This is a genomic window from Pseudomonas sp. P867, assembly GCF_019891455.1.
Classification (GTDB): domain Bacteria; phylum Pseudomonadota; class Gammaproteobacteria; order Pseudomonadales; family Pseudomonadaceae; genus Aquipseudomonas; species Aquipseudomonas synxantha_A.
This window is the reverse complement of record NZ_JAFLXB010000003.1, coordinates 51477-73025: the sequence shown is the minus strand read 5'-3', so window position 1 is coordinate 73025 and position 21549 is coordinate 51477. Positions and strand designations below refer to the sequence as shown.

Sequence of the window (21549 nt, the reverse complement as noted above, 5' to 3'; positions counted from 1 at the left end):
ACCTGTGCAAATGGTCGGTGCCACAGCTGGAGCAAATAGCGTGCCGTGTGTGCAAACCCCAAGGTTTACTGAGAATGGCTTGGCTGCCGCGGCAAGCATGCTGCCGCAGGCGGCCAAGCATTGCCGTCAGTGGGCGATATTTTCCAGCGCGAGGTTACGCGTACGCGGCCCGAACCAGCTGATGGTAATCATCACGATCAGCATGCTGCTGGCGATAAACGCCAACACCCCTGGCGTGCCCAGGTGTTCGAGGATAAAGCCGATCAACAGGCTGCTGAACACCGTAGATAGGCGGCTGAACGAATAGCAGAACCCCACGGCCCGTGCGCGGATATTGGTGGGGAACAATTCGCTCTGGTACGAGTGATAACTGAAACTCAGCCAGGCATTGCAGAAGGTGATCATCACCCCGCAGAAAATCAGCCCCAGTGCGCTGGTTTGCAGGGCGAACAGGCTACCGAAAATCACCGCGCCCATGGCGGAACCGACAATCTGCCATTTGTTTTCAAAGCGGTTGGCCACCTTCACAAACAGCAACGGCCCCAGCGGGTAGGCGAGGGTGATGATAAAGGCGTACATCAAGCTGTGGGTCACGCTGACACCCTGGCCCGACAGCAGCGCCGGCAACCAATTGCCGAAGCCGAAAAAACCGATGGCCTGGAACACATGGAACACTATCAGCATCAAGGCGCGGCGACGGTAGGGCGGTTGCCAGATATCGGCAAAACGGCCGCTGCCTTGAACGCTGACGGCTTCGGGTTGCGGCTCATCCAAGGGCTTGCCGTGATCTTTCAGGCAGCGTGTTTCCAGGTTGTCCATGATCGCACCGGCTTCTTCGAAACGGCCCTTCTGTGCCAGCCAACGCGGCGATTCAGGCAGGCGCTTGCGCAATTGCCAGATAAACAGCGCAAACACCGCGCTGCTCAACACCACCCAGCGCCAGCCGGAGATGCCGAACGGCGCCTGGGGCACCAGCCACCACGACATCAAGGCCACGGCGGGCACCGACAGAAACTGAATGAAAAACGCAAAGGCAAACGCCGAACTGCGCATGCGCTTGGGCACCAGTTCCGAGAGGTAGGCATCGATAGTCACCAGTTCGATGCCCAGGCCGATGCCCACCACAAAGCGCATGCAGATGATGCCCAGGGCGGAGGTTTGAATACCCATCAGCACTGTGGCGACGGTGTACCAGATCAATGCAAAGGTGAAGATCGCCCGGCGCCCGTAGCGGTCGGCGATGGGGCTGAGCAGGCTGGCGCCGAGGAACAGGCCGAGGAAGGTTGCCGAGGCGAACGCAGCCTGGTCCGAGAAGCCAAACACGCCCTGGCTGCCGGTATTAAAAATGCCGTCGCTGATCAGGCCGGGGCTGATATAGGCGGTCTGGAACAGGTCATACAGCTCGAAAAAACCACCGATGGACAGCAGCGCCACCAGGCGCCAGATGGTGGCCACGGCGGGCAGGCGATCGATGCGCGCGCTGATATGGGCGGCGCGGAGCGGGTCGATACCGTCGGTGGTGGATTGGGCGGGCATGGTGAAAACTCAGTAAGTGATGGGGATTTCAAATACCTGGAATGCATCATCCAGCGGTTGGTAGCCCAGCACACGTGTGGTTTCGCTCAAATCCAGACGCTTGAAGCGGTTGTTGGAGATGCCGTGGGCGATCAGGTGCTTCACGCCGACGGTTTCCACTGAGCGTTGCAGCAGTTGCACGGCATCCCGCGGGCTGAGCCACGCGCTGAGGTCGCGGGCGTTGTTCAGGTCGTGGGTTTCGGGGAATTCAAAAGCGCCGATGCGCAGGGCGATGGTCGACAGCGGCGTCTTGGCTGCGTAGTAGCCACACAACGCCTCGCCATAGCATTTGCTCACGCCATACATATTGGCGGGCATCACCGGCATACCGGGGGTGATCTGGCGATCCACCGGGTAGCCTTCGATGGTTTGCGCGCTGCTGGCAAATACCAGGCGCTGCACGCCGGCGGCCACGGCAGCTTCGAACAGGTAGGTGGTAGCGAGTATGTTGTTGGGCAGCAATTCGTTGAATGAGGCACTGGCGTGGGGGATACCCGACAGGTGCACGATTACGTCGATGCCTTCGAGCAGGGTCGCCAGGCTGGATTTATCGCTGAGGTCGGCGTGTACGAAACGGTGTCCACCCAGGTCGAAATCCGGCGCGATGCGGTCAGTGAGCGTGAAGCGGTAGCGGTCTTGCGAGGCCTGGAAAAATGTCTTGCCGATTCTGCCGCAGGCGCCGGTGAGTAGTACGTTGAGTCCGTTCACGTGGGGTCCCTGTGCTTAGTTGTGGCCGTCGAGGGCGAAGGTCTTGAAACCGGCGTGCTGGCTAAGCCGCTGATAGTAGGCGGCAATGGCTGGGTAGGGCGGACGCTGCATGGGCGTTGCCTGCCAGCGGTGTACCGAGAGGCCGATCAAGATATCGGCGAGGGTGAATTCCTCGCCGGCCACATAGGCACCGGTCTTGGTCAGTTGCTGTTCGAGAATGCCCATCTTGTCGTTCCATAGCTGCACCGCGGCGGCGATTTGCGCCGCGTCGAGGCCGTCGGAGTTGTTGCGTACCAATGCGGTGAAAGCGTCGCTCCAGGCGCGATTGAGTTCCACGGCTTGCCAGTCGATCCATTGCTCGACACGCGCCCGGGGGGCGGGCTCGACAGGCAGCAGGTCGTGGCGTTGGTACAGGCCGACGAGGTAGCGACAGATGGTGTTGGACTCCCACAGCACGCCGTGGTCGTCGATCAGCACAGGTATCTGCGCGTTGGGGTTCAGAGCGAGGAACTCGGTGGACTGGGTGGGCTTGAAGCCGATGCCCCAGTCTTCACGCACGTAGTCGATGCCCAGTTCCTGGCAGGTCCACAACACTTTGCGCACGTTGATGGAGGACGTGCGGCCCAAGATTTTCAGTGAATGTCCCATGGTGCTTCCCTGGCGATGGAAAGTGGTCAATCTAGCAGGGGTAAAGTGGGCACGGTTAAAAAATGTGGGAGGGGGCTTGCTCCCGATAGCGGTGGGTCAGTCAACTTACAGATAGCTGACCCACCGCTATCGGGAGCAAGCCCCCTCCCACATTTGGACCGAGTAAGGTCTCAGCAGCGTGGTGTGTGCTGGTCCATGGCCTTGCCGAGCAGCGAGTTAAATGAGGGTGGCAGCTGTACGCAGGTTAGTAGACCGGTGGACACTCAAAGCCGGCGCACCCGAAAGTGTCCTACGCACAGCCGCCATTAACACAGGCAGACTTCTGATCGTTCCCACGCAGAGCGTGGGAACGAGCGGGTCAGGTGCTCTCCCGCACCTGCAACTCAAACCCCATATCCACCACCGGCTTGGCGATCTTGTTGCCCGCCATGATGGTCAACAAATGCTCCGCCGCCCTGCGGCCAATGGCTTCTCGTGGCGTGCTGATGCTGCTCAGGCGCGGCACCATGAATGCCGACGCGGGCAAGTCGTTGAAGCCCAGCACCGCGACACGCTCCGGCACCTTGATGCCGTGACGCATGGCTTCAAGCAGTGCGCCCTGGGCCAGGTCATCGTTGCCGAAGAAGATCGCATCCACATCCGGATGCGCTGCCAGCAATTGCAGGAACAGTTCGCCGCCCAGGCCCACGGAAGAGGGCCGTGGCGTCAATAGTTCCAGCGCTGGGTCGTACATGCCCGCCTGCTGCAAGGCGCGGCGGAAACCTTCACCGCGCAACAACGTGCGCTGATCCAGCTGTGCGCCGATGTAGGCCAGGCGCTTGCGCCCCCGGGACAGTAAATGTGCCGCTGCCGTCTCGCCTGCTGCCAACTGTGAGAAACCCACGCAGTTCACCCCGGCATTGGGGTCCAGATCCATCATGTACACGCACGGCACATTGCTGGTCTCGACCATTCGTCGCGCGCTTTCGGTGCGGTCGAATCCGGTCAACAGCAACCCCCGTGGCTGGTAAGACATGTAGTTGCGCAACAGGTTTTCTTCTTCATCGCGCGAATAATGGGAGTTGCCGATCAGCACTTCAAAGCCCTTGGGCCGCAGTACCTGATGGATGGCTTCCAGTGTTTCGATAAACAGCAAGTTGGACAGCGACGGCACCAGCACCACCACCGATTGGCTCTGGGCCGACGCCAGGGCGCGAGCGGCGGGGTTGACCACGTAGCTGAGTTCGGCGGCGGCCTGCTGGACTTTTTCCACCAGTTCGGTGGCCACGGTGCTGATACCGCGCAAGGCGCGGGAGGCGGTGATTGGGCTGACCCCGGCCAGGCGTGCAACTTCATTGAGGGTAGGGCGGCCCGTCGTGCGGGTATTTTTATCGTTCTTGGAGGTCATCAGGCGGCTTGCCAAACAAAAATCGAGGCACTAAGGTAGCGCTGTCTCCAAAGGGCTGCAAATTATTGAACCTAGGGTTGCCTGATCCGGTTCGAATGATTGGAGCAGATGCACGCGTCACTCCATAAAAATGACAAGTCGGCGCGGGAAAAGCCTGTTTTTGCACTAGCCTTATGCTGTGCAAAGGTAGCGCTATCTGCGTCCTGAGGTGTTTCATGAGTCAACCTGTTACCGCCCTGGTCATCATGGGTGTTTCCGGCTGTGGCAAGTCCAGCGTCAGCGAAGCCCTGTGCCGCCTGAACGGCGCCACTGCCATTGAAGGCGACAGCTTTCACCCCGCCGCCAACATCGAAAAGATGAGCGCCGGCCACCCCCTTAACGACGACGATCGCGCCGGCTGGCTCGACATCCTGTGCGATGAACTGCGCCGGTCGCTCACAGCGGGCGAGCATCCTGTGCTCACCTGTTCAGCCTTGAAAAAGAAATACCGCGACCACCTGCGCGAAGCCGCGCCGGGCCTGGGCTTTGTCTTCCTGGAGCTGACCCGCGAAGTGGCCGCCGACCGCGTATCCCACCGCCCCGGCCATTTCATGCCGGCCAGCCTGATCGACAGCCAGTTCGCCACCCTCGAATCGCCCAAGGGCGAACCGCTGACCCTGGCCCTCAATGCCAGTGAAGACAGCGTCGAGGAGCTGGCCGAGCAGACCAACGCCTGGTGGCTCAAGCACGGCTTTGAACCAACTCATTAATTTTTTGCCGGAAAAGATAGCGCTATCCCCGGCAGGAAATTCAACACCCGCTTTAATAACAACAACAAACAGGAGAGACCCCCCATGTTTGGCATGTCCCACGAGTCTTACCTGCTGCTAGATGCAGTGGTCACTATCATCGGGTTGATCGTTCTGATCACCAAGTTCAAGGTGCACCCGTTCATTGCACTGATCATCGCGGCCGGTTTCCTCGGCCTGACCTCGGGCATGCCCGTGGACAAGATCATCAAGGCGTTCCAGGACGGTTTCGGCGGCGTGCTCGGCTTTGTCGGCATTATCCTCGCGCTGGGCACGATGCTCGGCAAGATGATGGCCGAATCCGGCGGTGCCGATCAGATCGCCCAGACCCTGATCCGCGCCTTCGGCAAAGAGAAGGTCCAGTGGGCCATGATGTTCGCCGCGTTCCTGGTGGGCATCCCGCTGTTCTTTGAAATCGGCTTTGTGCTGCTGATCCCGCTGGTGTTTATCGTGGCACGGCGTACCGGTGTATCGCTGATCAAGATCGGCATCCCGCTGCTGGCCGGCCTGTCGGCGGTACACGGCCTGGTGCCACCGCACCCGGGCCCGCTGCTGGCGATCGGCGTATTTGGCGCAGACATCGGCAAGACCATCCTGTATGGCCTGATCGTCGCACTGCCGACCGCCATCATCGCCGGCCCGATCTTCGGTACGTTTATCGCCAAGTACATTCCGGGCAACCCGTCCCAGGAACTGGTCGATCAACTGGCCCGCGAGACGGATAACAAGTCGCTGCCAAGCTTTGGCATCACCCTGGTCACCGTGCTCTTGCCGGTGTTCCTGATGCTACTCAAAACCTTCGCCGACATCGCCTTTGCCGAAGGCAATGTGGTGCGCAACTGGATGGACATGATCGGTCACCCGATCACCGCCTTGCTGCTGGCGTTGCTGCTGTCGCTCTACACCTTTGGCCATCGCCAGGGCATCCATTCCAAGCAGATCCTCAAGCTGCTCGACGCCAGCCTGGCGCCGACCGCCGCGATCATCCTGATCATCGGTGCCGGTGGTGGCTTCAAGCAGATGCTGGTGACCAGCGGCGTGGGTGATGTGATCGGTCATATGGCAGTGAACGCACAGATCAACCCGATCCTGCTGGCGTGGTTGGTGGCGGCGGTGATTCGTATCGCCACCGGTTCAGCGACGGTCGCGACCATTACCGGTGCAGGCATTGTGGTGCCGGTGGTCGGCATGATTCCGGGCGTCAACCGCGAGTTGCTGGTGCTGGCGACGGGCGCGGGTTCGTTGATCTTGTCGCACGTCAACGATGCGGGGTTCTGGCTGGTCAAGCAGTACTTCAACATGACCGTGGCCGAGACGTTCAAGACCTGGACGGCGATGGAGACCATCCTGTCGATCGTGGCTCTGATCTTCATCATGTTGCTGTCGTTGGTGGTGTAAGCCACACCGCACAGTCTGGGGTGAAAACCCAATCAAATGTGGGAGGGGGCTTGCTCCCGATGGCGGTGGATCAGTCACCAGATGTATCGACTGAACCACTGCTATCGGGAGCAAGCCCCCTCCCACATTTTGACCGAGTTAGACGCTGGCTTTGGGTACTAGCCCATCGGCCCTGAACATCCCGCGAATCCCGCGCACCGCCTGGCGGATCCGGTCCTGGTTCTCGATCAGCGCAAAGCGTACGTGATCATCGCCATACTCGCCAAAACCAATCCCCGGCGACACACACACCTTCGCCTCCAGCAGCAACTTCTTGGCAAATTCCAGCGAGCCCATGGCGGCATACTGTTCGGGGATTTTTGCCCAGACGTACATCGACGCCTTGGGGTTCTCCACCATCCAGCCCAGTTCATGCAAGCCCTTGACCAGCACATTGCGACGCTGGCGGTACTGCTCGGCGATGTCTTTGACGCACTGCTGATCGCCTTCCAGCGCAGCAATCGCTGCGACTTGCAGCGGTGTGAAGGTGCCGTAGTCGTGGTAGCTCTTGATCCGCGCCAGGGCGTTGACCAGTTCGGGGTTGCCCACCATGAACCCGATGCGCCAGCCGGCCATGTTGTAGCTCTTGGACAGGGTGAAAAACTCCACCGCGATGTCCTTGGCGCCGGGTACCTGCATGATCGAGGGGGCTTTCCAGCCGTCGTAGACGATATCGGCGTAGGCCAGGTCGTGCACCACCAGCACGTCGTACTGTTTGGCCAGGGCGATGACCCGTTCGAAGAAATCCAGCTCCACGCACTGCGCGGTGGGGTTGGACGGGAAACCGAGGATCATCATCTTCGGCTTGGGGATCGAGCCACGAATCGCCCGTTCCAGCTCGGCGAAAAAGTCCACGCCCGGCACCAGCGGCACCGAACGTACCTGGGCACCGGCAATCACCGCACCGTAGATATGAATCGGGTAGCTGGGGTTGGGCACCAGCACGGTGTCGCCCTGGTCCAGGGTGGCCAGCATCAGGTGCGCCAGACCCTCTTTGGAACCGATGGTGACGATGGCTTCCGACTCGGGGTCGATATCCACTTCATAACGGTCCTTGTACCAGCGCGAAATCGCCCGGCGCAGGCGTGGAATGCCTTTGGAGGTGGAGTAGCCGTGGGTGTCTTCACGCTGGGCGACGGTGACCATTTTTTCCACAATGTGCGGTGGCGTGGCGCCGTCGGGGTTACCCATGCTCAAGTCGATGATGTCTTCGCCGCGCCGACGCGCAGCCATCTTCAGCTCGGCAGTGATATTGAAAACGTAAGGGGGGAGTCGATCTATGCGCGCAAAGCGGCGCGGCGAACCTTGGTCGGCCATTGTTGCCTCGAGAGTACGTAAGCGCCCGGAACCGTCCGAGCGACGTCGGCCACTGCGGTGGCCTGCGAGGCTGACAATACGGGCGATGATGGCAAGTTGTCCAGATGCGTAGGAAAAATTTCTACATGGAGTGTGGCGCGGATATGCCCCTATACTCGATGCGGGTTTGTTCCCTCATAAGAAGGAGACTGTTCGTATGGATCAGCAGACAAAACAACCGTTGGAGCCACGCATGGAAGCCGGCAAAGCGCTGGTGATCGCCGGTGTGCAAGGGCGTTATTCGAAGGCCACCGTGGGCGATATCCCACGGTTGTGGGAGTTGTTCGACACCTGCATCAAGGACATCAAGAAGCGCGTGGGTGGGGTGACCTATGGGGTATGCCACAACCCCCATCAAGGCGAATTCGATTACATGGCGGGGGTTGAAGTCCCGACCAAGGGCGATGTGCCCAGCAACTTCGAGTTCATCGAAATCCCCCCGCTCAACTATGCCGTGTTCGCGCATTACGGGCCGGTGCAGGCACTTGAGCAAACCTACGAACGCATCATGTTCGAATGGCTGCCGCATTCGGGCTACAAGGTGATGGGGGCGGATTTCGAGCGCTATAGCGCAGATTTCGATGGGAGGAAGGGCACGGGGACGGTGGAAATCTGGCTACCGGTTGGCGAGCGGGGCTGACTCCGCATTCGATGTCACGTAAACACGACAGGCGCGCGTGAAAGTCCTGTTTACGTGACATTACCGTTATGAACTGAATATCCAGCGCAACCGGCGCTCATACCCGACCCGTCCCTTGTAGGCCTCGCCGCTGTCCACCCATCCCGCCCCGAGATACAGCCCCATCGCCGCCAGGTTGTGCGTGTCCACAGACAACTCCAACCCTTTGATCTGCGGCCATGCCGCGAGCGCGATGGCCGGTAGTGCCTGTAAACACGCCTTGCCGAACCCAAGCCCCTGCTGACTGCGATCCACCTGCAACGCATGCAGCGTGGCGCTGTGTTCATCGGCCCAATGGGGCAGGCAGGGGGGGCGCTTGAGCAGCAGGAAGGCCACGGGAATGTCGTCTGCCAAAAACGCAAAGCCTTTGACCCCAGGGCTTGGGTTGGCCAGCAAGGTATTAAGGGCGCAGTAGATATCTCCGCTAAACGGCAATTGTTCAGGATGAACTTCGATGGCGCCCACTTGCTGTTGTTGCACAGCATTGAGCGCCTCGTAGGCAACAAGGCGGGTTTGCATCGGGCTATCCGAACGGCTGCAAAGAAGGGCTCAGTTTATCGGGTTTGACCTATGGGAAATTATTTTTCCGTGGTGTGTCGATTGGCACGAAGGCCATTCGACTAAGAGTGTCCTACGTGATTTTCCACCCCAAGGAGTCATCGCCATGAGCACTGCCATCAACCACCTGATCGAGCAATGGAAACAAGCCGTCGTCAGTCGCGATATCGACAAGATTGTCAGCTTTTACGCCGACGATATCGTCTCGTTCGATGCCGTAACCGCTTTGCAATTCAAAGGCAGGGCGGCCTACCGCGCGCACTGGGAAGAATGCATGAAGCATTGCCCCGGCCCCGGTATCTTCGAGTTTCATGAACTGCATATCGTCCAAGCGCCAGACAGCGCGTTCGCTCACTGGCTGGCCCACTGCGGCGGTGCCGGGCCCGATGGTGAGGTGAAAGCCTGCTGGATGCGCGTGACCGCTGGGTACCAGCGCATCAATGGCCAATGGAAAGTGGTGCATGAACACTGGTCGGCGCCCTTTGATATGCAAAGCGGCACGGCGCTGTTTGACCTGGAACCCTGAGCGCCGCGAACTATAGTCAGTCATCCGAACACGGAGAACGCTATGAAATACCTGTGCCTGATCTACAGCGACGAACAGGTGTTGCACACCTCGGCCGACAGCCCGCACGACTCGGAGTGTTTTGCTTACGCCGAAGCGATCCAGGCCAGCGGACGAATGCTGGCCGCCGAGCCGCTGCAACCTGTGAATACCGCCACCACCGTGCGCATGCGCGATGGCAAGGTGTCGATCACCGACGGGCCGTTTGCCGAAACCAAGGAGCAGCTCGCCGGGTTCTACCTGATCGACGCCAGGGACCTTAACGAAGCGATCCAGGTGGCGGGTGGCATTCCGGCGGCCCGGGTCGGCAGTGTGGAAGTGCGCCCGGTGCGCGAACTGAACCTGCCGCAATGACGCTCAGTGGTCAGGTCGAAGCCATTTACCGCAGCGAGTCACGGCGTGTGCTTGCCACGCTGATTCGCGTGCTGGGTGATTTCGACCTGGCCGAGGAGGCGCTGCACGAGGCGTTTTTTGTCGCCGTGCAGCGCTGGCCCGAGGACGGCATACCGGATAACCCACGGGCCTGGCTGGTATCGACCGGCCGCTTCAAAGCCATCGACCGCCTGCGCCGCCAGGCGCGGTTTACCCCGTTGCTGCAAGAGCAGGCCGACACGCTGCAGGCAGCTGACTGGAGCGATGACGACGTGGAAGATGACCGCCTGCGCCTGATCTTCACCTGCTGCCATCCGGCGCTGGCCCCTGATGCCCAGGCCGCGCTGACCCTGCGTGAGATCTGCGACCTCAGCACCGAGCAAATCGCCCACGCGTTCCTGGCCACACCTGCCACCATCGCCCAGCGCATCGTGCGCGCCAAGGGCAAGATCCGCGATGCGAAAATTCCTTACCAAGTGCCGTCCCGAGCCGAATTGCCCGAGCGATTGGACAGCGTGTTGCGCGTGATTTACCTGGTGTTCAACGAGGGCTACACGGCCTCCACTGGGGCGGACCTGACGTGCGAAGACTTGACCCTGGAGGCCATTCGGCTGTGCCGTTTGCTGATGCAATTGCTGCCGGAGCCGGAGGTGATGGGCTTGTTGGCGTTGATGCTGTTGCATGAGTCGCGAAGGCCCGCACGCACCTCGGCCAACGGCGAACTGGTGCTGCTGGATGCTCAGGACCGTGGGCTGTGGGATAGATCTCTGATAGCTGAAGGCTGCAACCTGGTGGAGCAGGCGCTGAGCACCCGGCGCTTCGGGCCCTATTGCTTGCAGGCGGCGATTGCGGCGGTGCACGCCGAGGCTGCCTGCGCCGGGGAAACCGATTGGCGACAGATTATCGGGCTCTACGATGTACTGCTCAGAGCGGTACCCTCGCCGGTGATCGAATTGAACCGGGCAGTTGCGGTGGCGATGGAGCAGGGGCCATTGGTGGGGTTGGCGCTGGTGGAGGGCATTTTGCAACGCGGTGACTTGCACGATTACCACTTGGCGCATTCGGCCCGCGGGGAGTTTTGCCGGCAGTTGGGACGGCTTGAAGAGGCCCGTGCAGCGTACGAAAAAGCTCTGTCGCTGACCCAACAAGTCCCGGAAAAGCGCTTCATCATGCGCCGCCTCGCCGAACTCAATCCCCCCAGACAATGACTATCCAAATGTGGGAGGGGCTCAGTCGAGCATCTTGCCCAGCAACCAACTCCCAGCAGGCCCCGGTGGGTGTTGGCGTGACCACAACGCATCCACCGCCACCGAGCGCGGCCAACTGCGAACCTTGAGTTCGACCAACTGATTGCCGCCAAAACGTTCCACCAGCCAGCGTGGAATCGGTGCCCAGCCAAAACCCAGTTGCGCCATCTCCATCAACATCAGGTAACTCGGTGCCGACCACACACGCTGAGTGCTGCGGTTTTCATTGGGGTTGATGATGCTTGCCAAGCGCAGTTCCCGGTGTTGCTGCAAGACGTGCGCAAGCACCCTGTCCAGGCCAGCCAATGGGTGTTTAGGCGAAACGAACAGCGCGATTTCCGTGCGTTCTTCCACGCAGGAGAAGGTCAGATCCGGCGGGTAAATCTCTTGTTTCTCGATAAACGCAATCTGTGCCCGGCCGCTTTGTACCAGCGCGATCAGGTCTTCGCATTCGGCGATCAGGCATTCCAGCTCAAGGTCCGGATAGCGTTGCTCGAAGGCTGTGAGGGCGATTTCGAATCGATCCGATTGGTAAGTATCGGACATGGCGATACTCAACTTCGGCTCCAACCCCTGGGATAACTGACTGGCGGCCAACTCCAGGCGACTGCTGGCCTCCAGCACCTGTTCGGCCCGTTGCAGCAGTACCTGCCCCGCCGCAGTCAAGGTGGGTTTGCGGCTGCTGCGATCAAACAGCACAACGTTCAGGTCAATCTCAAGGCTGGCCACCGCCGCGCTGACAGTCGACTGGCTTTTGCCCAGCTTGCGCGCAGCGGCGGAAAACGAGCCTTGGGTAGCGGCCTGGACAAACGCCTGGAGCACTTCGTGGGAGGCCATACTATCGCCTTGCTCGATGGTTATTGGTTATGAAGTATCGAGACAAAGCCTGATCATGGCAACCATCGTCATTCACGGAGCCGGGTCATGAACCCTACCAAGTCGATTACTGAACGTGTTTTCCAAGCCCTGGGTTTTGAAGGCTTGGCCTTGTTGATCTGTACGCCGCTGTTGGTGTGGATCACCGGCAGGCCGGCACTGGAGATGGGCGCAGTGACCCTGGGCATCAGCCTGCTGGCCCTGAGCTGGAACGTGGTTTTCAACAGCCTGTTCGACCGCCTCAAAACACACCTGCAACTGGCCAACAGTGGCTGGACCCGGGTGCTGCACGCGCTGTTGTTCGAGGGCGGCCTGATCCTGCTGGCAGTGCCGTTGATTGCGACCTTGATGAAGATCAGCCTGTTGGAGGCGTTCATCCTCGACATTGGTGTGCTGCTGTTCTTCCTGCCGTACACCTATGTGTACCACTGGGGTTATGACGTGTTGCGCGAGAAAATCGTCGGTAAAACCCCAGTAGCCCTGTAGGTGGGCGCCTACAGGAACATCCCGCCCGACGCCTCGATCCGCTGGCCGGTGATCCAATGGCTGCCATCGGCCAGCAATGTCGAAATCGCCCCGCCAATGTCGTCCGGCAAACCGGCGCGGCCCAAGGCCGTGTTATTGGCGACCATGGCATTCACATCGCTGTTGTCGCGCACCGCGCCGCCGCCGAAGTCGGTGGCAATCGCGCCCGGTGCCAGGGTGTTCACGGTAATACCGCGTGGGCCCAGCTCTTTGGCCTGGTAGCGCGACAGCACTTCGACCGCTCCCTTCATCGACGCATAGGCTGCATACCCCGGCAGGCTGAACCGCGCCAGGCCGCTGGATATGTTAATGATGCGTCCGCCATCGCTGATCAACGGCAGCAGTTTTTGCGTGAGAAAAAACGGCGCCTTGACGTGGATCGCCACCAACTGGTCGAACTGGGCTTCGGTGGTTTCGGCGAAGCTGGCGTGGGCAGCGATGCCTGCGTTATTGATCAGAAAATTGAAATGATCCTGAGCGAAAACATCCTTGAGCAACGCGCCGACCTGGCCAACGAACCCATCGAAGCTTGCGCTCTGGCTCACGTCCAGTTGCAGCATGGCGGCGCGGCCACCCAATGCCTCCACTTGGGCAACTACGGCTTGGGCCTCGCCTGCGGCGCTGTGGTAGGTGCCGATAATGTCTATGCCTTGCGCAGCCAGGTGCAGCGCAGCGCTTTTGCCCAGGCCACGGCTGGCGCCGGTGATGAGTGCGATTTTACGGGTCATGGTGCAGTCCTCAGTGATAGTTAGTGGAACTGAGTGTATTTGTCCGGTCATGACGTGATAAACAGGCTGATATCGGAATCACTGGCCGGATAAGGCGAACAAACTAATGAACAAGCTTGAGCTGCTGCGCACCTTCGTACGCGTCACTGAGTTATCGAGCTTTACCCAGGCCGGCCAAAGCCTGGGTTTGCCACGCTCTACGGTATCCGAGCATGTGCAGGCGTTGGAGGAGTTGCTCGGCGCACGGCTGTTGCAACGCACCACGCGCAAGGTGCAGGCGACCCAAGACGGGCGTGTGTTGTATGAGCGCAGCAAGGATCTGCTGGCGCATATGGAAGAACTGGAAGGGTTGTTTCGCCAGGATGAAACCCAACTGGCCGGGCGCATACGGGTGGATATGCCCAATGTCATGGCGCGGGGTTTGATCGTGCCGAACTTGCCCACGTTCATGACTCGCCATCCCCTGATCGACATCGAGATCAGCGGCTCGGACCGCCAGGTGGACCTGATCGCGGAAGGTTTCGATTGTGTCGTGCGCGTCGGTGCCCAGCCAGACCAAACAGTGGTGGCGCGACGGGTGTGCAGCATGCCGATGGTCAACTGCGTGAGCCCGGCGTATCTGCACCGTTACGGCATGCCTGCGACATTGGCTGACCTGGCGAATCACCAATTGGTACATTACGTGCGGCCCCTGGGCGCACGCTCGGCAGGGTTCGAATACCTGGTGGGCAACAAGGTGCAACATTTGCCGATGGCAGGAAGGGTGACCGTCAACAGCACCGATGCGTATCAGTCGGCGTGCCTGGCGGGTTTTGGCATTACCCAAGTGCCCCAACTCGGGATCCGCGATTTATTGGCCAGTGGCGAGTTGGTAGCGGTGCTGCCGGATTACCAGGCACCGCCTCTGGACGTGTATTTACTGTACGCCGGCCAGCGGCATTTACCGCTGCGGGTGCGGGTGTTCATGGACTGGTTGACCGCCACCCTGCAAGCCCATCTTTAACGGCGCGCCGACAACTGCTGCGGCGCCAGGAACGCATCGTGGAAGTAATCGCGGAAGGCTTGCATCGCCGGGGTAAACGCGCGCTCGCGGTGCCAGGCCAGGCCGACGCTCATGGGCGTGACCGGGTCGGTGACGGTCAGGGTTTCGATGCGCTTGCCTTCCAGCGACCAGGGCCGGTGCACCAGATCCGACAGAATCGCCACGCCGCTACCGTTGGCAACCATGCTGCGCACCGCTTCCACCGAGCTGGTGCGCAGCCGCACCTTGGGGGTTTGCCCGGCCTGCTCCCAGTAGCGCATGGCACTGTGTTCGGCTTCATCGACGGTGAGCAGGATGTAGGGCTCTTGCGCCACGTCCGCCAGGCTGACGGCTCCGCGTTCACACAATGGGTGATGGCTGGGCAGCCACAGGCGGCGTTCGGAGTTGAACAGGATTTCAGAGACGATATCCGCGTGGGTGAGGTTGGCGGTAAGCACCACGGCCATGTCGAACTGGCCATCGAGCAGGCCCTGTTCGATGGCCTGACGTTCCTGCTCGAACACCTCGATAGTCACGTCCGGATGCCAATGCTCCATGCGCTGCAAATGGTGCGGCAGGAAATAACCCAGCACTGTGTAGCTCGCCGCCACCCGTAGCACGCCGCTGGCGCGGTAATCCGGCAGCGGGCTGTTCAGGGCGTCTTCCACGCTGCGCACAATCACATAGGCGCGGTTGAGAAAATGTCGACCGGCGTCGGTGAGGTTCATGCCCTGGGCCGAGCGCACGAACAACTGCACGCCGAGCATGGCTTCCAGCTCCTTGATCGCCGTGGTCACCGCCGACTGGGAAATATTCAGGTGAATCGCTGCCTGGGAAATCTGGCCGATTTCAGCGGTGGCAACGAAGTAGCGAACCTGGCGCAAGGTAAGGGACATGGTCAGTATCTGATTTTCAGAAGATAGGCCATCTGATAATAGATCTTCCCAAGGGGTCAAGCCCGAGCCTACTTTCCTGGCATCACTTATGGCGGAGCAATCTTGATGCGGGCAGTGGATTTCAATTCGGACATGGGCGAAAGCTTCGGCCCCTGGACTATCGGCGACGGCGTCGACGCAGAGCTGATGGCTCACATCAGCTCGGCCAATATCGCCACCGGCTTTCACGCCGGCGACCCCGGCACCATGCGCCGCACTGTCGAGCGCGCCAAGCAATTGGGCGTGGCTATCGGCGCTCATCCGGGTTTTCGCGACCTGGTGGGCTTCGGTCGTCGGCATATCCATGCACCGGCCCAAGAGCTGGTGGACGATATGCTCTACCAGCTTGGCGCGCTGCGTGAAATGGCCCGCGCCCAAGGCCTGACCTTGCAACATATCAAGCCCCACGGCGCGCTCTACATGCACCTGGCCCGCGATGAAGAGGCTGCGCGGCTATTGGTGCAAAACCTGCAAATCATCGAGCCGACGCTGTTGCTGTACTGCATGCCCAATTCGGTGATCTGGCGCATTGCCAAGGAACTGGGACAGCCGGTCGTGCGCGAGTTCTATGCCGACCGTGAGTACGATCTGAGCGGCTCCATCGTGTTCACCCGCAATGTGCGTGCACTGGACGCTGCCACCGTTGCAGCCCGTGTCCTGCGCGCTTGTCAGAGCGGGCTGGTACGTACCGTGGAAGGCGAAGACCTGGTGATTGAATTCGATTCCATCTGCCTGCACAGCGATACTCCTGGTGCCCTGGACTTGGTGCAAGCCACCCGCGAAGCGTTGGACCAGGCCGGTATTGAAGTCCGGCCCCCCCAATAAGAGCTGTACCTCACTTTTTTGCCTGCCTTTCTACAATGATTCCAAGAGGAACAGACATGGCTGAAACGTCCCCCATCCGCTACAGCTTCGGCGGTGATGAACACCTGTTTGCCGAGGTCAGCGACAGCATGTCCCTGGAGGCTTTTTTCAAGGGCATGGCGGTGACCCGCGCCGTGGAACGCCTGGCGCTGGAAGGCGTGCTGGATGTGTGCCTGGCCAATGCATCCTTCCAGATTCGCTTCGACCCCGACCGCATCGCGCCTCACGTGCTGCTCGACGCGGTGCAAAGCGCCGAAGCCCAGGCGGTGGCCGAGCGCACGCTGCACACGCGCATCATCGAGATCCCGGTGCTCTATAACGACCCCTGGACCCACGAAACCCTGATGCGTTTTCGTGACCGTCACCAGGACCCCGGCGGCACTGACCTTGAATACGCCGCCCGTATCAACGGCCTGGCCGACGTGGACGCGTTTATCGCCGCCCACAGTGGCGCACCCTGGTTTGTGTCGATGGTCGGCTTTGTCGCGGGGCTTCCGTTCATGTTCCAGATGGTCGAGCGCGAACGGCAATTGCAGGTGCCCAAGTACCTGCGGCCGCGCACCGACACGCCGAAACTGACCCTGGGCCATGGCGGCTGCTTTGGGTGTATCTATTCGGTTCGCGGTGCCGGCGGTTACCAGATGTTCGGCGTGACCCCGGCACCGATCTACGACCCGCAGCAGCAGTTGGCCTACCTCAAGGAGCACATGGTGTTCTTCCGTCCTGGCGACATCGTGCAGTTCAAGCCGATGGACCGGGAGGCTTACGACCTGGCCGTCGCCGAAGTGGAAGCCGGGCGTTTCGATTTGCGCATTCGCCCGGTCGAATTTTCCCTCGATGCCTTTCTCGCCGATCCCATTGGCTATCCGCAAACCCTGCAGGAGGCGCTGGCATGATCAAGGTGCTCAAACCCGGCCTCGCCACCTCCGTGCAGGACCTGGGGCGCGAAGGTTATTACCACCTGGGCATTCCGCCATCGGGGGCGCTGGACCAATACGCGCTGAGTGCAGCCAACCATCTGGTCGGCAATCCAGTGGGCGCGGCTGGCCTGGAATGCACGCTGATCGGGCCTGAGCTGGAGTTCCAGCACGACGCGCTGATAGCGTTGAGCGGCGCCTTGATGTCGCCGCGCCTGGACGGCGAAGTGGTGCATCAGGACACCGCCTTCGCCGTGCGCGCCGGGCAGGTGCTGCGCTTTGAGTTTCCCGTGGCCGGCGCGCGGACTTACCTCGCCGTTGCCGGGGGCATCGACGTGCCGTTGGTGCTTGGCAGCCGCTCCACCTACACCCTTGGTGCTCTCGGTGGGTTTCACGGGCGGCGCTTGCAGGAGGGCGATCTGTTGCCTATCGGCACGGCCAGCGGTGCGGGGCGTGCGGGCAACAGCTTGCCGATGGCGTTGCGTCGTTCGGTGGGCGGTGATGTCACGTTGCGCGTAGTGCCGGGGCTGTACTACGAGCGCTTGACCGACGCGGCAAAAAGCAGCTTTTTTGCCGAGCCGTGGACGGTGGGCTCCGAGGCCGATCGCATCGGCTATCGCTTCAAGGGCGGCAGCGCATTGAGCTTCCAGCCGCGGGAACAGCCGTTTGGCGCGGGCTCCGACCCCTCCAACATCGTCGACAGTTGCTACCCGATTGGTTCGATTCAGGTACCGGCGGGGTTGGAACCGATTGTGCTGCATCGCGATGCGGTGTCGGGCGGTGGCTACGCGATGATCGGCACGGTGATCAGCGCCGACCTGGACTTGATCGGGCAGATGCAGCCCAATCAGCGAGCGGGGTTCGTGGCGGTGACATTGGAGCAAGCGCTGGAGGCGCGGCGGGTCTACAAAAAGCGCCTGAAGGCCATGGCCGGACTCTTCACACCCTGAAGAAACATAAAACCAAATGTGGGAGGGGGCTTGCTCCCACATTTTGATTTTCTGTGTGTCAGAACAATTGGGTAAAAAGCCAGTAGAGGCTACCCGACAGTAAAATCGCCGCCGGCAAGGTCAACACCCACGCCATCAACAAATTGCGGATGGTCCTCATCTGCAACCCCCCGCCATTGGCGACCATGGTCCCGGCTACACCCGAGGACAATACATGGGTGGTCGACACCGGCAGCCCGAACATATCCGCCGCGCCGATGGTCAGCATCGCCACCGTTTCGGCCGAAGCGCCTTGAGCGTAAGTCAGGTGAGTCTTGCCGATTTTTTCGCCCACCGTCACCACGATGCGCTTCCAGCCGACCATGGTGCCCAGGCCAAGGGCAATGGCCACGGCGATCTTCACCCACAGCGGTATAAAGCGCGTGGCGTTGTCGATCTGTTGCTTGAACAGTTGCAGCTTGCCCTGGGTGTCGGCGTCGAAGTTGCCGACCTTGCCTTTGTCCATCAGGCGGATGGTTTCGCTGGTCAGGTACATGTCGTTACGCACGTTGCCGACGGCTTCGGCCGGTACGGCGGCGAGGGAACCATAGCTTTTCACTTCTTCGCCGATATGGCCGGTGATGGCGGCGAGTGCGGGCACCAGTTCCGGCGTGGCCTCTTTGGTGCGAACGTAGGTCGACAAGGTGGCACGTGAATCGCCCGGTGCCGGCTGCGGCGCTGCTTTGACCAAGGCAGCCTGGGTCACTTCAGCGACGGCGGCAAATTGCAGCGACTGATCGGCAGGCATGGTGCGGTTCAGCGCGTAGGCCATCGGCAAGGTGCCCACCAGGATCAGCATGATCAGGCCCATGCCCTTTTGCCCATCGTTGGAACCGTGGGCGAACGACACGCCGGTGCAAGTAACAATCAGCATCCCGCGAATCCACCAGGGCGGCGACGTGTCGCCTTTGGGTGCCTTGTACAGCGCGCGGTTTTTGACAAAGACGCGCAGGGCCAGCAACAGCAAGGCGGCAAACGCAAAGCCAATCAGCGGCGACAGCAACAAGGCATAACCAATCTTGATCGCCTGGCTCCAATCCACACCGCTGGTGCCGTCACGTCCGTGCATCAGGGCATTGGCTACGCCTACGCCAATGATCGAGCCGATCAGGGTATGAGACGACGAGGCTGGCAAGCCCAGCCACCAGGTGCCCAGGTTCCACAGGATCGCGGCGATCAGCAAGGCGAAGATCATGGAGAACCCGGCCGATGAACCGACCTGCAAAATCAGCTCCACCGGTAGCAGGGCAATGATGCCGAACGCCACCGCGCCACTGGAAAGCAACACGCCGAGGAAATTGAAAAAGCCCGACCACACCACCGCAAAATGCGGTGGCAGCGAGTTGGTGTAGATCACCGTCGCCACTGCGTTGGCGGTGTCATGGAAGCCGTTGACAAACTCAAACCCCAGAGCGATCAACAACGCCACGCCGAGCAATAGGAATGGCGTCCAGGTGGTGAGCTGGGCGCCCATTTCGTGCATGTCGTGCATCAGGCTGTAGGCGGTGAACAGCAGGCCCATCGCAAGGACGGCGAAGAACATGATCACCGTCAACAAGCCTGGTTTTGTGTCCAGCCGGGGTTGGGAGGAGGGTGAAGCGTGGGGGGAGGCAGTCAGGGAAGGGGTGGCCATGCCGGAGCATCCAGTGTGAGGAGGATGGCCTTAATGATCATTGCAGAATGTTACAAGGGTGCTGCGACAGATCAGTGTTTGGCGCAATCTCGTGTGCCGCCGGTCTACAAATCAGTGCGGTTTAAATGTGGGAGGGGGCTTGCTCCCGATAGCGGTGCATCAGTCAGAGAGTTTTTGGCTGACCCACCGCTATCGGGAGCAAGCCCCCTCCCACAGTTTGATTGCATTTCAATGTTAGTAGTCCTTGCGCTTTCGGAACGCCCACCGCCCAGCAATCAAGGTAAAAGTCGCGACCAGCGCCACCAATATCCAGAAACCTTCCGGGTCTTGGGACAGCGGCACCCCACCCACATTCATGCCAAAAAAGCCGGCGATGATATTGATCGGCAGCGCCAGCACCGTTACCACCGTCAGGGTGAACAACGTGCGGTTACTTTGTTCATTGAGGTTGGCGGCGATTTCCTCCTGCAACAGCTTGATGCGTTCGCCCAGGGCCGTCAGGTCGTTGATGATCAGCGCAAACTCCTCGGTGGATTTGCGCAACTCCTTCACGTCTTCCTTTTGTAGCCATTGCGGCGGACGGTTGAGCAGGCGCAGCAGCGAGCCCGGTTCCAGCGCCAGCAGGCGTTGCAGGCGCACCAATACACGGCGTGCAGCGCCCAGTTCGGCGCGATTGGTGGATAGGCGCGAAGACAGCAACTGATCTTCGATATGGTCGACGCTGATACTGGTCTTGCGCACGATCTGGGTCAGCACTTCGCCCTGGTCGCGCAGCAAATGCACCAGCAGTTCCAGGGGCGAGCGAAAGTGTTCACCGGCTTTTACCGACGAGCGCAATTTATCCACCGAATGCAGTGGTTGCAGGCGCGCACTGATCAGCAAGCGGCTGCGCGCGCATACCCACAGTGTGGAAATATCCGACGACACCATGCTGCTGAAGTTGAACACCACATCGTTGACCACCGCCAACAAGGCCGAGTCCACATGTTCGATGCGTGTGGAGCGCGAGCCTTCATGCAGCGCTTCAAAAAATTCCTCCGGCAGCGACAAATGCGCCTGCATCCAGCGCTCGCACGCGGCGTGGGCGAGGTTCAAGTGCAGCCACAGAAACTCTTCCGGATCTTGTGGCTGCTGCAAGGCGGCGAGGGCGGTGGCTGAGTCAATCTGCTGGCCTTTTTCGCCGGGGCGAAAGCGGAAACCGTAAAGCAGGCCAAACAGGTCGGGGTCCTGATGGGCGTGGTCGATGCTGTGATTCATGGCGGCTCGCAGAGAAAGGGCCTGTAGGACGTTTCACAGGTTCCTAGGCGAATCATTGCAAGGCGGTATGACGGTTATGTGACGGTTTGAGGCGCGCATAAAAAAACGCGCCACTCGAAGGTGGCGCGTTTTTTGGGGATGCAACTCAGGTGTCTTGCTTGTTTTCCAGTACAGCACCGGTCTTGGCGTCGAGCTTCACTTCAAAGCGCTTGCCGGTGGTATCGGTCAGGTCCACTTCGTAGACATACTGGTCGGCGACGCCGTGTTTGGTGTCCAGTTCGGTGTCAGTGATCGAAGCACCAGGGTGAGTTGCCACGGCTGCTGCGTTGAGCTTGTCGAAAGACATCACAGCGCCGGACTTGAGCAGGCCTTCAATGTGATCCGGACGAACATCCGCCTGGGCCAGACCGGCAGTCAGGGTCAGGGCGGTGGCAGCGAACAGGGCAGTCAAAGTTTTCATGGTGTGTCCTCTTGGGTGAACTGT

The 21549-nt window shown here is 60.4% G+C and carries 23 protein-coding genes; 11 read left to right on the top strand and 12 right to left on the bottom strand.

The annotated features are described in order from the left end of the window. Positions 1-126 precede the first annotated feature (126 nt). The 4 genes from J1G33_RS06760 to J1G33_RS06745 all read right to left on the bottom strand — a co-directional run bounded on the left by J1G33_RS06760 (position 127) and on the right by J1G33_RS06745 (position 4321). Positions 127-1536: an MFS transporter gene (locus J1G33_RS06760; protein WP_223017839.1), complete on the bottom strand. Its 1410-nt coding sequence runs from the start codon at positions 1534-1536 to the stop codon at positions 127-129. Positions 1537-1545: 9 nt separating this feature from the next. Then, positions 1546-2283: an NAD(P)-dependent oxidoreductase gene (locus J1G33_RS06755; protein WP_032879781.1), complete on the bottom strand. Its 738-nt coding sequence runs from the start codon at positions 2281-2283 to the stop codon at positions 1546-1548. Between the two features lie 15 nt (positions 2284-2298). Next, a complete protein-coding gene (locus J1G33_RS06750; RefSeq protein ID WP_223017838.1) occupies positions 2299-2931 on the bottom strand; it encodes a glutathione S-transferase family protein in 633 nt (210 codons plus the stop codon). A 358-nt stretch (positions 2932-3289) separates the two neighbouring features. After that, on the bottom strand, positions 3290-4321 hold the full coding sequence (locus J1G33_RS06745; RefSeq protein ID WP_164699564.1) for a LacI family DNA-binding transcriptional regulator: 1032 nt from the start codon (positions 4319-4321) through the stop codon (positions 3290-3292). A 212-nt stretch (positions 4322-4533) separates the two neighbouring features. Between J1G33_RS06745 and J1G33_RS06740 the strand changes: the two genes are divergently transcribed. Then, the gene (locus J1G33_RS06740) at positions 4534-5067 is read left to right on the top strand and encodes a gluconokinase (RefSeq protein WP_032879784.1); all 534 of its coding nucleotides are present in this window, start codon (positions 4534-4536) and stop codon (positions 5065-5067) included. A gap of 84 nt (positions 5068-5151) precedes the next feature. Further along, on the top strand, positions 5152-6504 hold the full coding sequence (locus tag J1G33_RS06735) for a GntP family permease (protein ID WP_005790708.1): 1353 nt from the start codon (positions 5152-5154) through the stop codon (positions 6502-6504). A 138-nt stretch (positions 6505-6642) separates the two neighbouring features. Here the strand turns inward: J1G33_RS06735 and alaC are convergent, their stop codons facing one another. Beyond that, positions 6643-7860: an alanine transaminase gene (gene alaC / locus J1G33_RS06730; RefSeq protein WP_032879786.1), complete on the bottom strand. Its 1218-nt coding sequence runs from the start codon at positions 7858-7860 to the stop codon at positions 6643-6645. Between the two features lie 196 nt (positions 7861-8056). Here alaC and J1G33_RS06725 point away from each other — a divergent pair, with 196 nt between their 5' ends. Continuing rightward, entirely contained in the window at positions 8057-8539 is a 483-nt protein-coding gene (locus tag J1G33_RS06725; protein WP_223017837.1) for a GyrI-like domain-containing protein, read from the top strand. A gap of 66 nt (positions 8540-8605) precedes the next feature. Here the strand turns inward: J1G33_RS06725 and J1G33_RS06720 are convergent, their stop codons facing one another. Continuing rightward, complete coding sequence (locus J1G33_RS06720; protein ID WP_032879790.1) at positions 8606-9097, bottom strand: GNAT family N-acetyltransferase; 492 nt, start codon at positions 9095-9097, stop codon at positions 8606-8608. Between the two features lie 145 nt (positions 9098-9242). Between J1G33_RS06720 and J1G33_RS06715 the strand changes: the two genes are divergently transcribed. From J1G33_RS06715 to J1G33_RS06705, 3 genes are read left to right on the top strand one after another with little or no spacing between them, the layout of a single operon-like run. Further along, positions 9243-9662 carry a nuclear transport factor 2 family protein gene (locus tag J1G33_RS06715; RefSeq protein ID WP_032879792.1) on the top strand — a complete coding sequence of 140 codons (420 nt, stop codon included), beginning with the start codon at positions 9243-9245 and terminating at the stop codon, positions 9660-9662. Positions 9663-9704: 42 nt separating this feature from the next. Continuing rightward, on the top strand, positions 9705-10055 hold the full coding sequence (locus J1G33_RS06710; protein WP_032879793.1) for a YciI family protein: 351 nt from the start codon (positions 9705-9707) through the stop codon (positions 10053-10055). Continuing rightward, positions 10052-11281, top strand: a complete 1230-nt coding sequence (locus tag J1G33_RS06705) for an RNA polymerase sigma factor (protein ID WP_148852584.1) — start codon at positions 10052-10054, stop codon at positions 11279-11281. The genes J1G33_RS06710 and J1G33_RS06705 overlap by 4 nt, the downstream gene beginning before the upstream one ends. Before the next feature lie 21 nt (positions 11282-11302). On the opposite strand, the gene J1G33_RS06700 is transcribed toward J1G33_RS06705, so the two are convergent. Next, positions 11303-12157: a LysR family transcriptional regulator gene (locus J1G33_RS06700; protein ID WP_032879795.1), complete on the bottom strand. Its 855-nt coding sequence runs from the start codon at positions 12155-12157 to the stop codon at positions 11303-11305. An 87-nt stretch (positions 12158-12244) separates the two neighbouring features. Here J1G33_RS06700 and J1G33_RS06695 point away from each other — a divergent pair, with 87 nt between their 5' ends. Next, positions 12245-12682 carry a multidrug/biocide efflux PACE transporter gene (locus J1G33_RS06695; protein WP_005790692.1) on the top strand — a complete coding sequence of 146 codons (438 nt, stop codon included), beginning with the start codon at positions 12245-12247 and terminating at the stop codon, positions 12680-12682. A gap of 8 nt (positions 12683-12690) precedes the next feature. On the opposite strand, the gene J1G33_RS06690 is transcribed toward J1G33_RS06695, so the two are convergent. Next, positions 12691-13449: an SDR family oxidoreductase gene (locus J1G33_RS06690; RefSeq protein WP_223017836.1), complete on the bottom strand. Its 759-nt coding sequence runs from the start codon at positions 13447-13449 to the stop codon at positions 12691-12693. A gap of 106 nt (positions 13450-13555) precedes the next feature. Between J1G33_RS06690 and J1G33_RS06685 the strand changes: the two genes are divergently transcribed. Beyond that, the gene (locus J1G33_RS06685; RefSeq protein WP_032879796.1) at positions 13556-14452 is read left to right on the top strand and encodes a LysR family transcriptional regulator; all 897 of its coding nucleotides are present in this window, start codon (positions 13556-13558) and stop codon (positions 14450-14452) included. Here J1G33_RS06685 and J1G33_RS06680 read toward each other — a convergent pair. Next, positions 14449-15366 carry a LysR family transcriptional regulator gene (locus J1G33_RS06680; protein ID WP_014719628.1) on the bottom strand — a complete coding sequence of 306 codons (918 nt, stop codon included), beginning with the start codon at positions 15364-15366 and terminating at the stop codon, positions 14449-14451. The two genes, J1G33_RS06685 and J1G33_RS06680, sit on opposite strands and share 4 nt — an antisense overlap. A gap of 105 nt (positions 15367-15471) precedes the next feature. On the opposite strand from J1G33_RS06680, the gene J1G33_RS06675 reads away from it, so the two are divergent. Genes J1G33_RS06675 through J1G33_RS06665 form a run of 3 tightly spaced genes read left to right on the top strand, consistent with a single transcriptional unit; the run spans position 15472 to position 18136 of the window. Next, the gene (locus J1G33_RS06675) at positions 15472-16230 is read left to right on the top strand and encodes a 5-oxoprolinase subunit PxpA (RefSeq protein WP_032879797.1); all 759 of its coding nucleotides are present in this window, start codon (positions 15472-15474) and stop codon (positions 16228-16230) included. A 56-nt stretch (positions 16231-16286) separates the two neighbouring features. Beyond that, complete coding sequence (locus J1G33_RS06670; protein WP_032879798.1) at positions 16287-17165, top strand: allophanate hydrolase subunit 1; 879 nt, start codon at positions 16287-16289, stop codon at positions 17163-17165. Beyond that, positions 17162-18136: a biotin-dependent carboxyltransferase family protein gene (locus J1G33_RS06665; RefSeq protein WP_103734766.1), complete on the top strand. Its 975-nt coding sequence runs from the start codon at positions 17162-17164 to the stop codon at positions 18134-18136. The genes J1G33_RS06670 and J1G33_RS06665 overlap by 4 nt, the downstream gene beginning before the upstream one ends. 58 nt (positions 18137-18194) lie before the next feature. On the opposite strand, the gene J1G33_RS06660 is transcribed toward J1G33_RS06665, so the two are convergent. From J1G33_RS06660 to J1G33_RS06650, 3 genes are all read right to left on the bottom strand, one after another. Beyond that, positions 18195-19808 (bottom strand): inorganic phosphate transporter, encoded by a 1614-nt coding sequence (locus J1G33_RS06660; protein ID WP_223017835.1) that lies wholly within the window; start codon positions 19806-19808, stop codon positions 18195-18197. Positions 19809-20042: 234 nt separating this feature from the next. Next, the gene (locus J1G33_RS06655; protein ID WP_032879801.1) at positions 20043-21065 is read right to left on the bottom strand and encodes a transporter; all 1023 of its coding nucleotides are present in this window, start codon (positions 21063-21065) and stop codon (positions 20043-20045) included. Between the two features lie 145 nt (positions 21066-21210). Further along, a complete protein-coding gene (locus J1G33_RS06650) occupies positions 21211-21525 on the bottom strand; it encodes a PepSY domain-containing protein (RefSeq protein WP_032879802.1) in 315 nt (104 codons plus the stop codon). Between the last annotated feature and the right edge of the window lie 24 nt (positions 21526-21549).

Excerpts from the sequence above, each read along its gene's own strand:
- J1G33_RS06715 (WP_032879792.1), top strand. The coding sequence starts at position 9,243 with ATGAGCACTGCCATCAACCACCTGATCGAGCAATGGAAACAAGCCGTC.
- J1G33_RS06710 (WP_032879793.1), top strand. The coding sequence starts at position 9,705 with ATGAAATACCTGTGCCTGATCTACAGCGACGAACAGGTGTTGCACACC.
- J1G33_RS06760 (WP_223017839.1), bottom strand. The coding sequence starts at position 1,536 with ATGCCCGCCCAATCCACCACCGACGGTATCGACCCGCTCCGCGCCGCC.
- J1G33_RS06665 (WP_103734766.1), top strand. The coding sequence starts at position 17,162 with ATGATCAAGGTGCTCAAACCCGGCCTCGCCACCTCCGTGCAGGACCTG.
- J1G33_RS06700 (WP_032879795.1), bottom strand. The coding sequence starts at position 12,157 with ATGGCCTCCCACGAAGTGCTCCAGGCGTTTGTCCAGGCCGCTACCCAA.
- J1G33_RS06720 (WP_032879790.1), bottom strand. The coding sequence starts at position 9,097 with ATGCAAACCCGCCTTGTTGCCTACGAGGCGCTCAATGCTGTGCAACAA.
- J1G33_RS06690 (WP_223017836.1), bottom strand. The coding sequence starts at position 13,449 with ATGACCCGTAAAATCGCACTCATCACCGGCGCCAGCCGTGGCCTGGGC.
- J1G33_RS06685 (WP_032879796.1), top strand. The coding sequence starts at position 13,556 with ATGAACAAGCTTGAGCTGCTGCGCACCTTCGTACGCGTCACTGAGTTA.
- J1G33_RS06675 (WP_032879797.1), top strand. The coding sequence starts at position 15,472 with ATGCGGGCAGTGGATTTCAATTCGGACATGGGCGAAAGCTTCGGCCCC.
- J1G33_RS06680 (WP_014719628.1), bottom strand. The coding sequence starts at position 15,366 with ATGTCCCTTACCTTGCGCCAGGTTCGCTACTTCGTTGCCACCGCTGAA.
- J1G33_RS06740 (WP_032879784.1), top strand. The coding sequence starts at position 4,534 with ATGAGTCAACCTGTTACCGCCCTGGTCATCATGGGTGTTTCCGGCTGT.
- J1G33_RS06750 (WP_223017838.1), bottom strand. The coding sequence starts at position 2,931 with ATGGGACATTCACTGAAAATCTTGGGCCGCACGTCCTCCATCAACGTG.
- J1G33_RS06655 (WP_032879801.1), bottom strand. The coding sequence starts at position 21,065 with ATGAATCACAGCATCGACCACGCCCATCAGGACCCCGACCTGTTTGGC.
- alaC (WP_032879786.1), bottom strand. The coding sequence starts at position 7,860 with ATGGCCGACCAAGGTTCGCCGCGCCGCTTTGCGCGCATAGATCGACTC.
- J1G33_RS06670 (WP_032879798.1), top strand. The coding sequence starts at position 16,287 with ATGGCTGAAACGTCCCCCATCCGCTACAGCTTCGGCGGTGATGAACAC.
- J1G33_RS06735 (WP_005790708.1), top strand. The coding sequence starts at position 5,152 with ATGTTTGGCATGTCCCACGAGTCTTACCTGCTGCTAGATGCAGTGGTC.
- J1G33_RS06705 (WP_148852584.1), top strand. The coding sequence starts at position 10,052 with ATGACGCTCAGTGGTCAGGTCGAAGCCATTTACCGCAGCGAGTCACGG.
- J1G33_RS06650 (WP_032879802.1), bottom strand. The coding sequence starts at position 21,525 with ATGAAAACTTTGACTGCCCTGTTCGCTGCCACCGCCCTGACCCTGACT.
- J1G33_RS06695 (WP_005790692.1), top strand. The coding sequence starts at position 12,245 with ATGAACCCTACCAAGTCGATTACTGAACGTGTTTTCCAAGCCCTGGGT.
- J1G33_RS06725 (WP_223017837.1), top strand. The coding sequence starts at position 8,057 with ATGGATCAGCAGACAAAACAACCGTTGGAGCCACGCATGGAAGCCGGC.
- J1G33_RS06660 (WP_223017835.1), bottom strand. The coding sequence starts at position 19,808 with ATGGCCACCCCTTCCCTGACTGCCTCCCCCCACGCTTCACCCTCCTCC.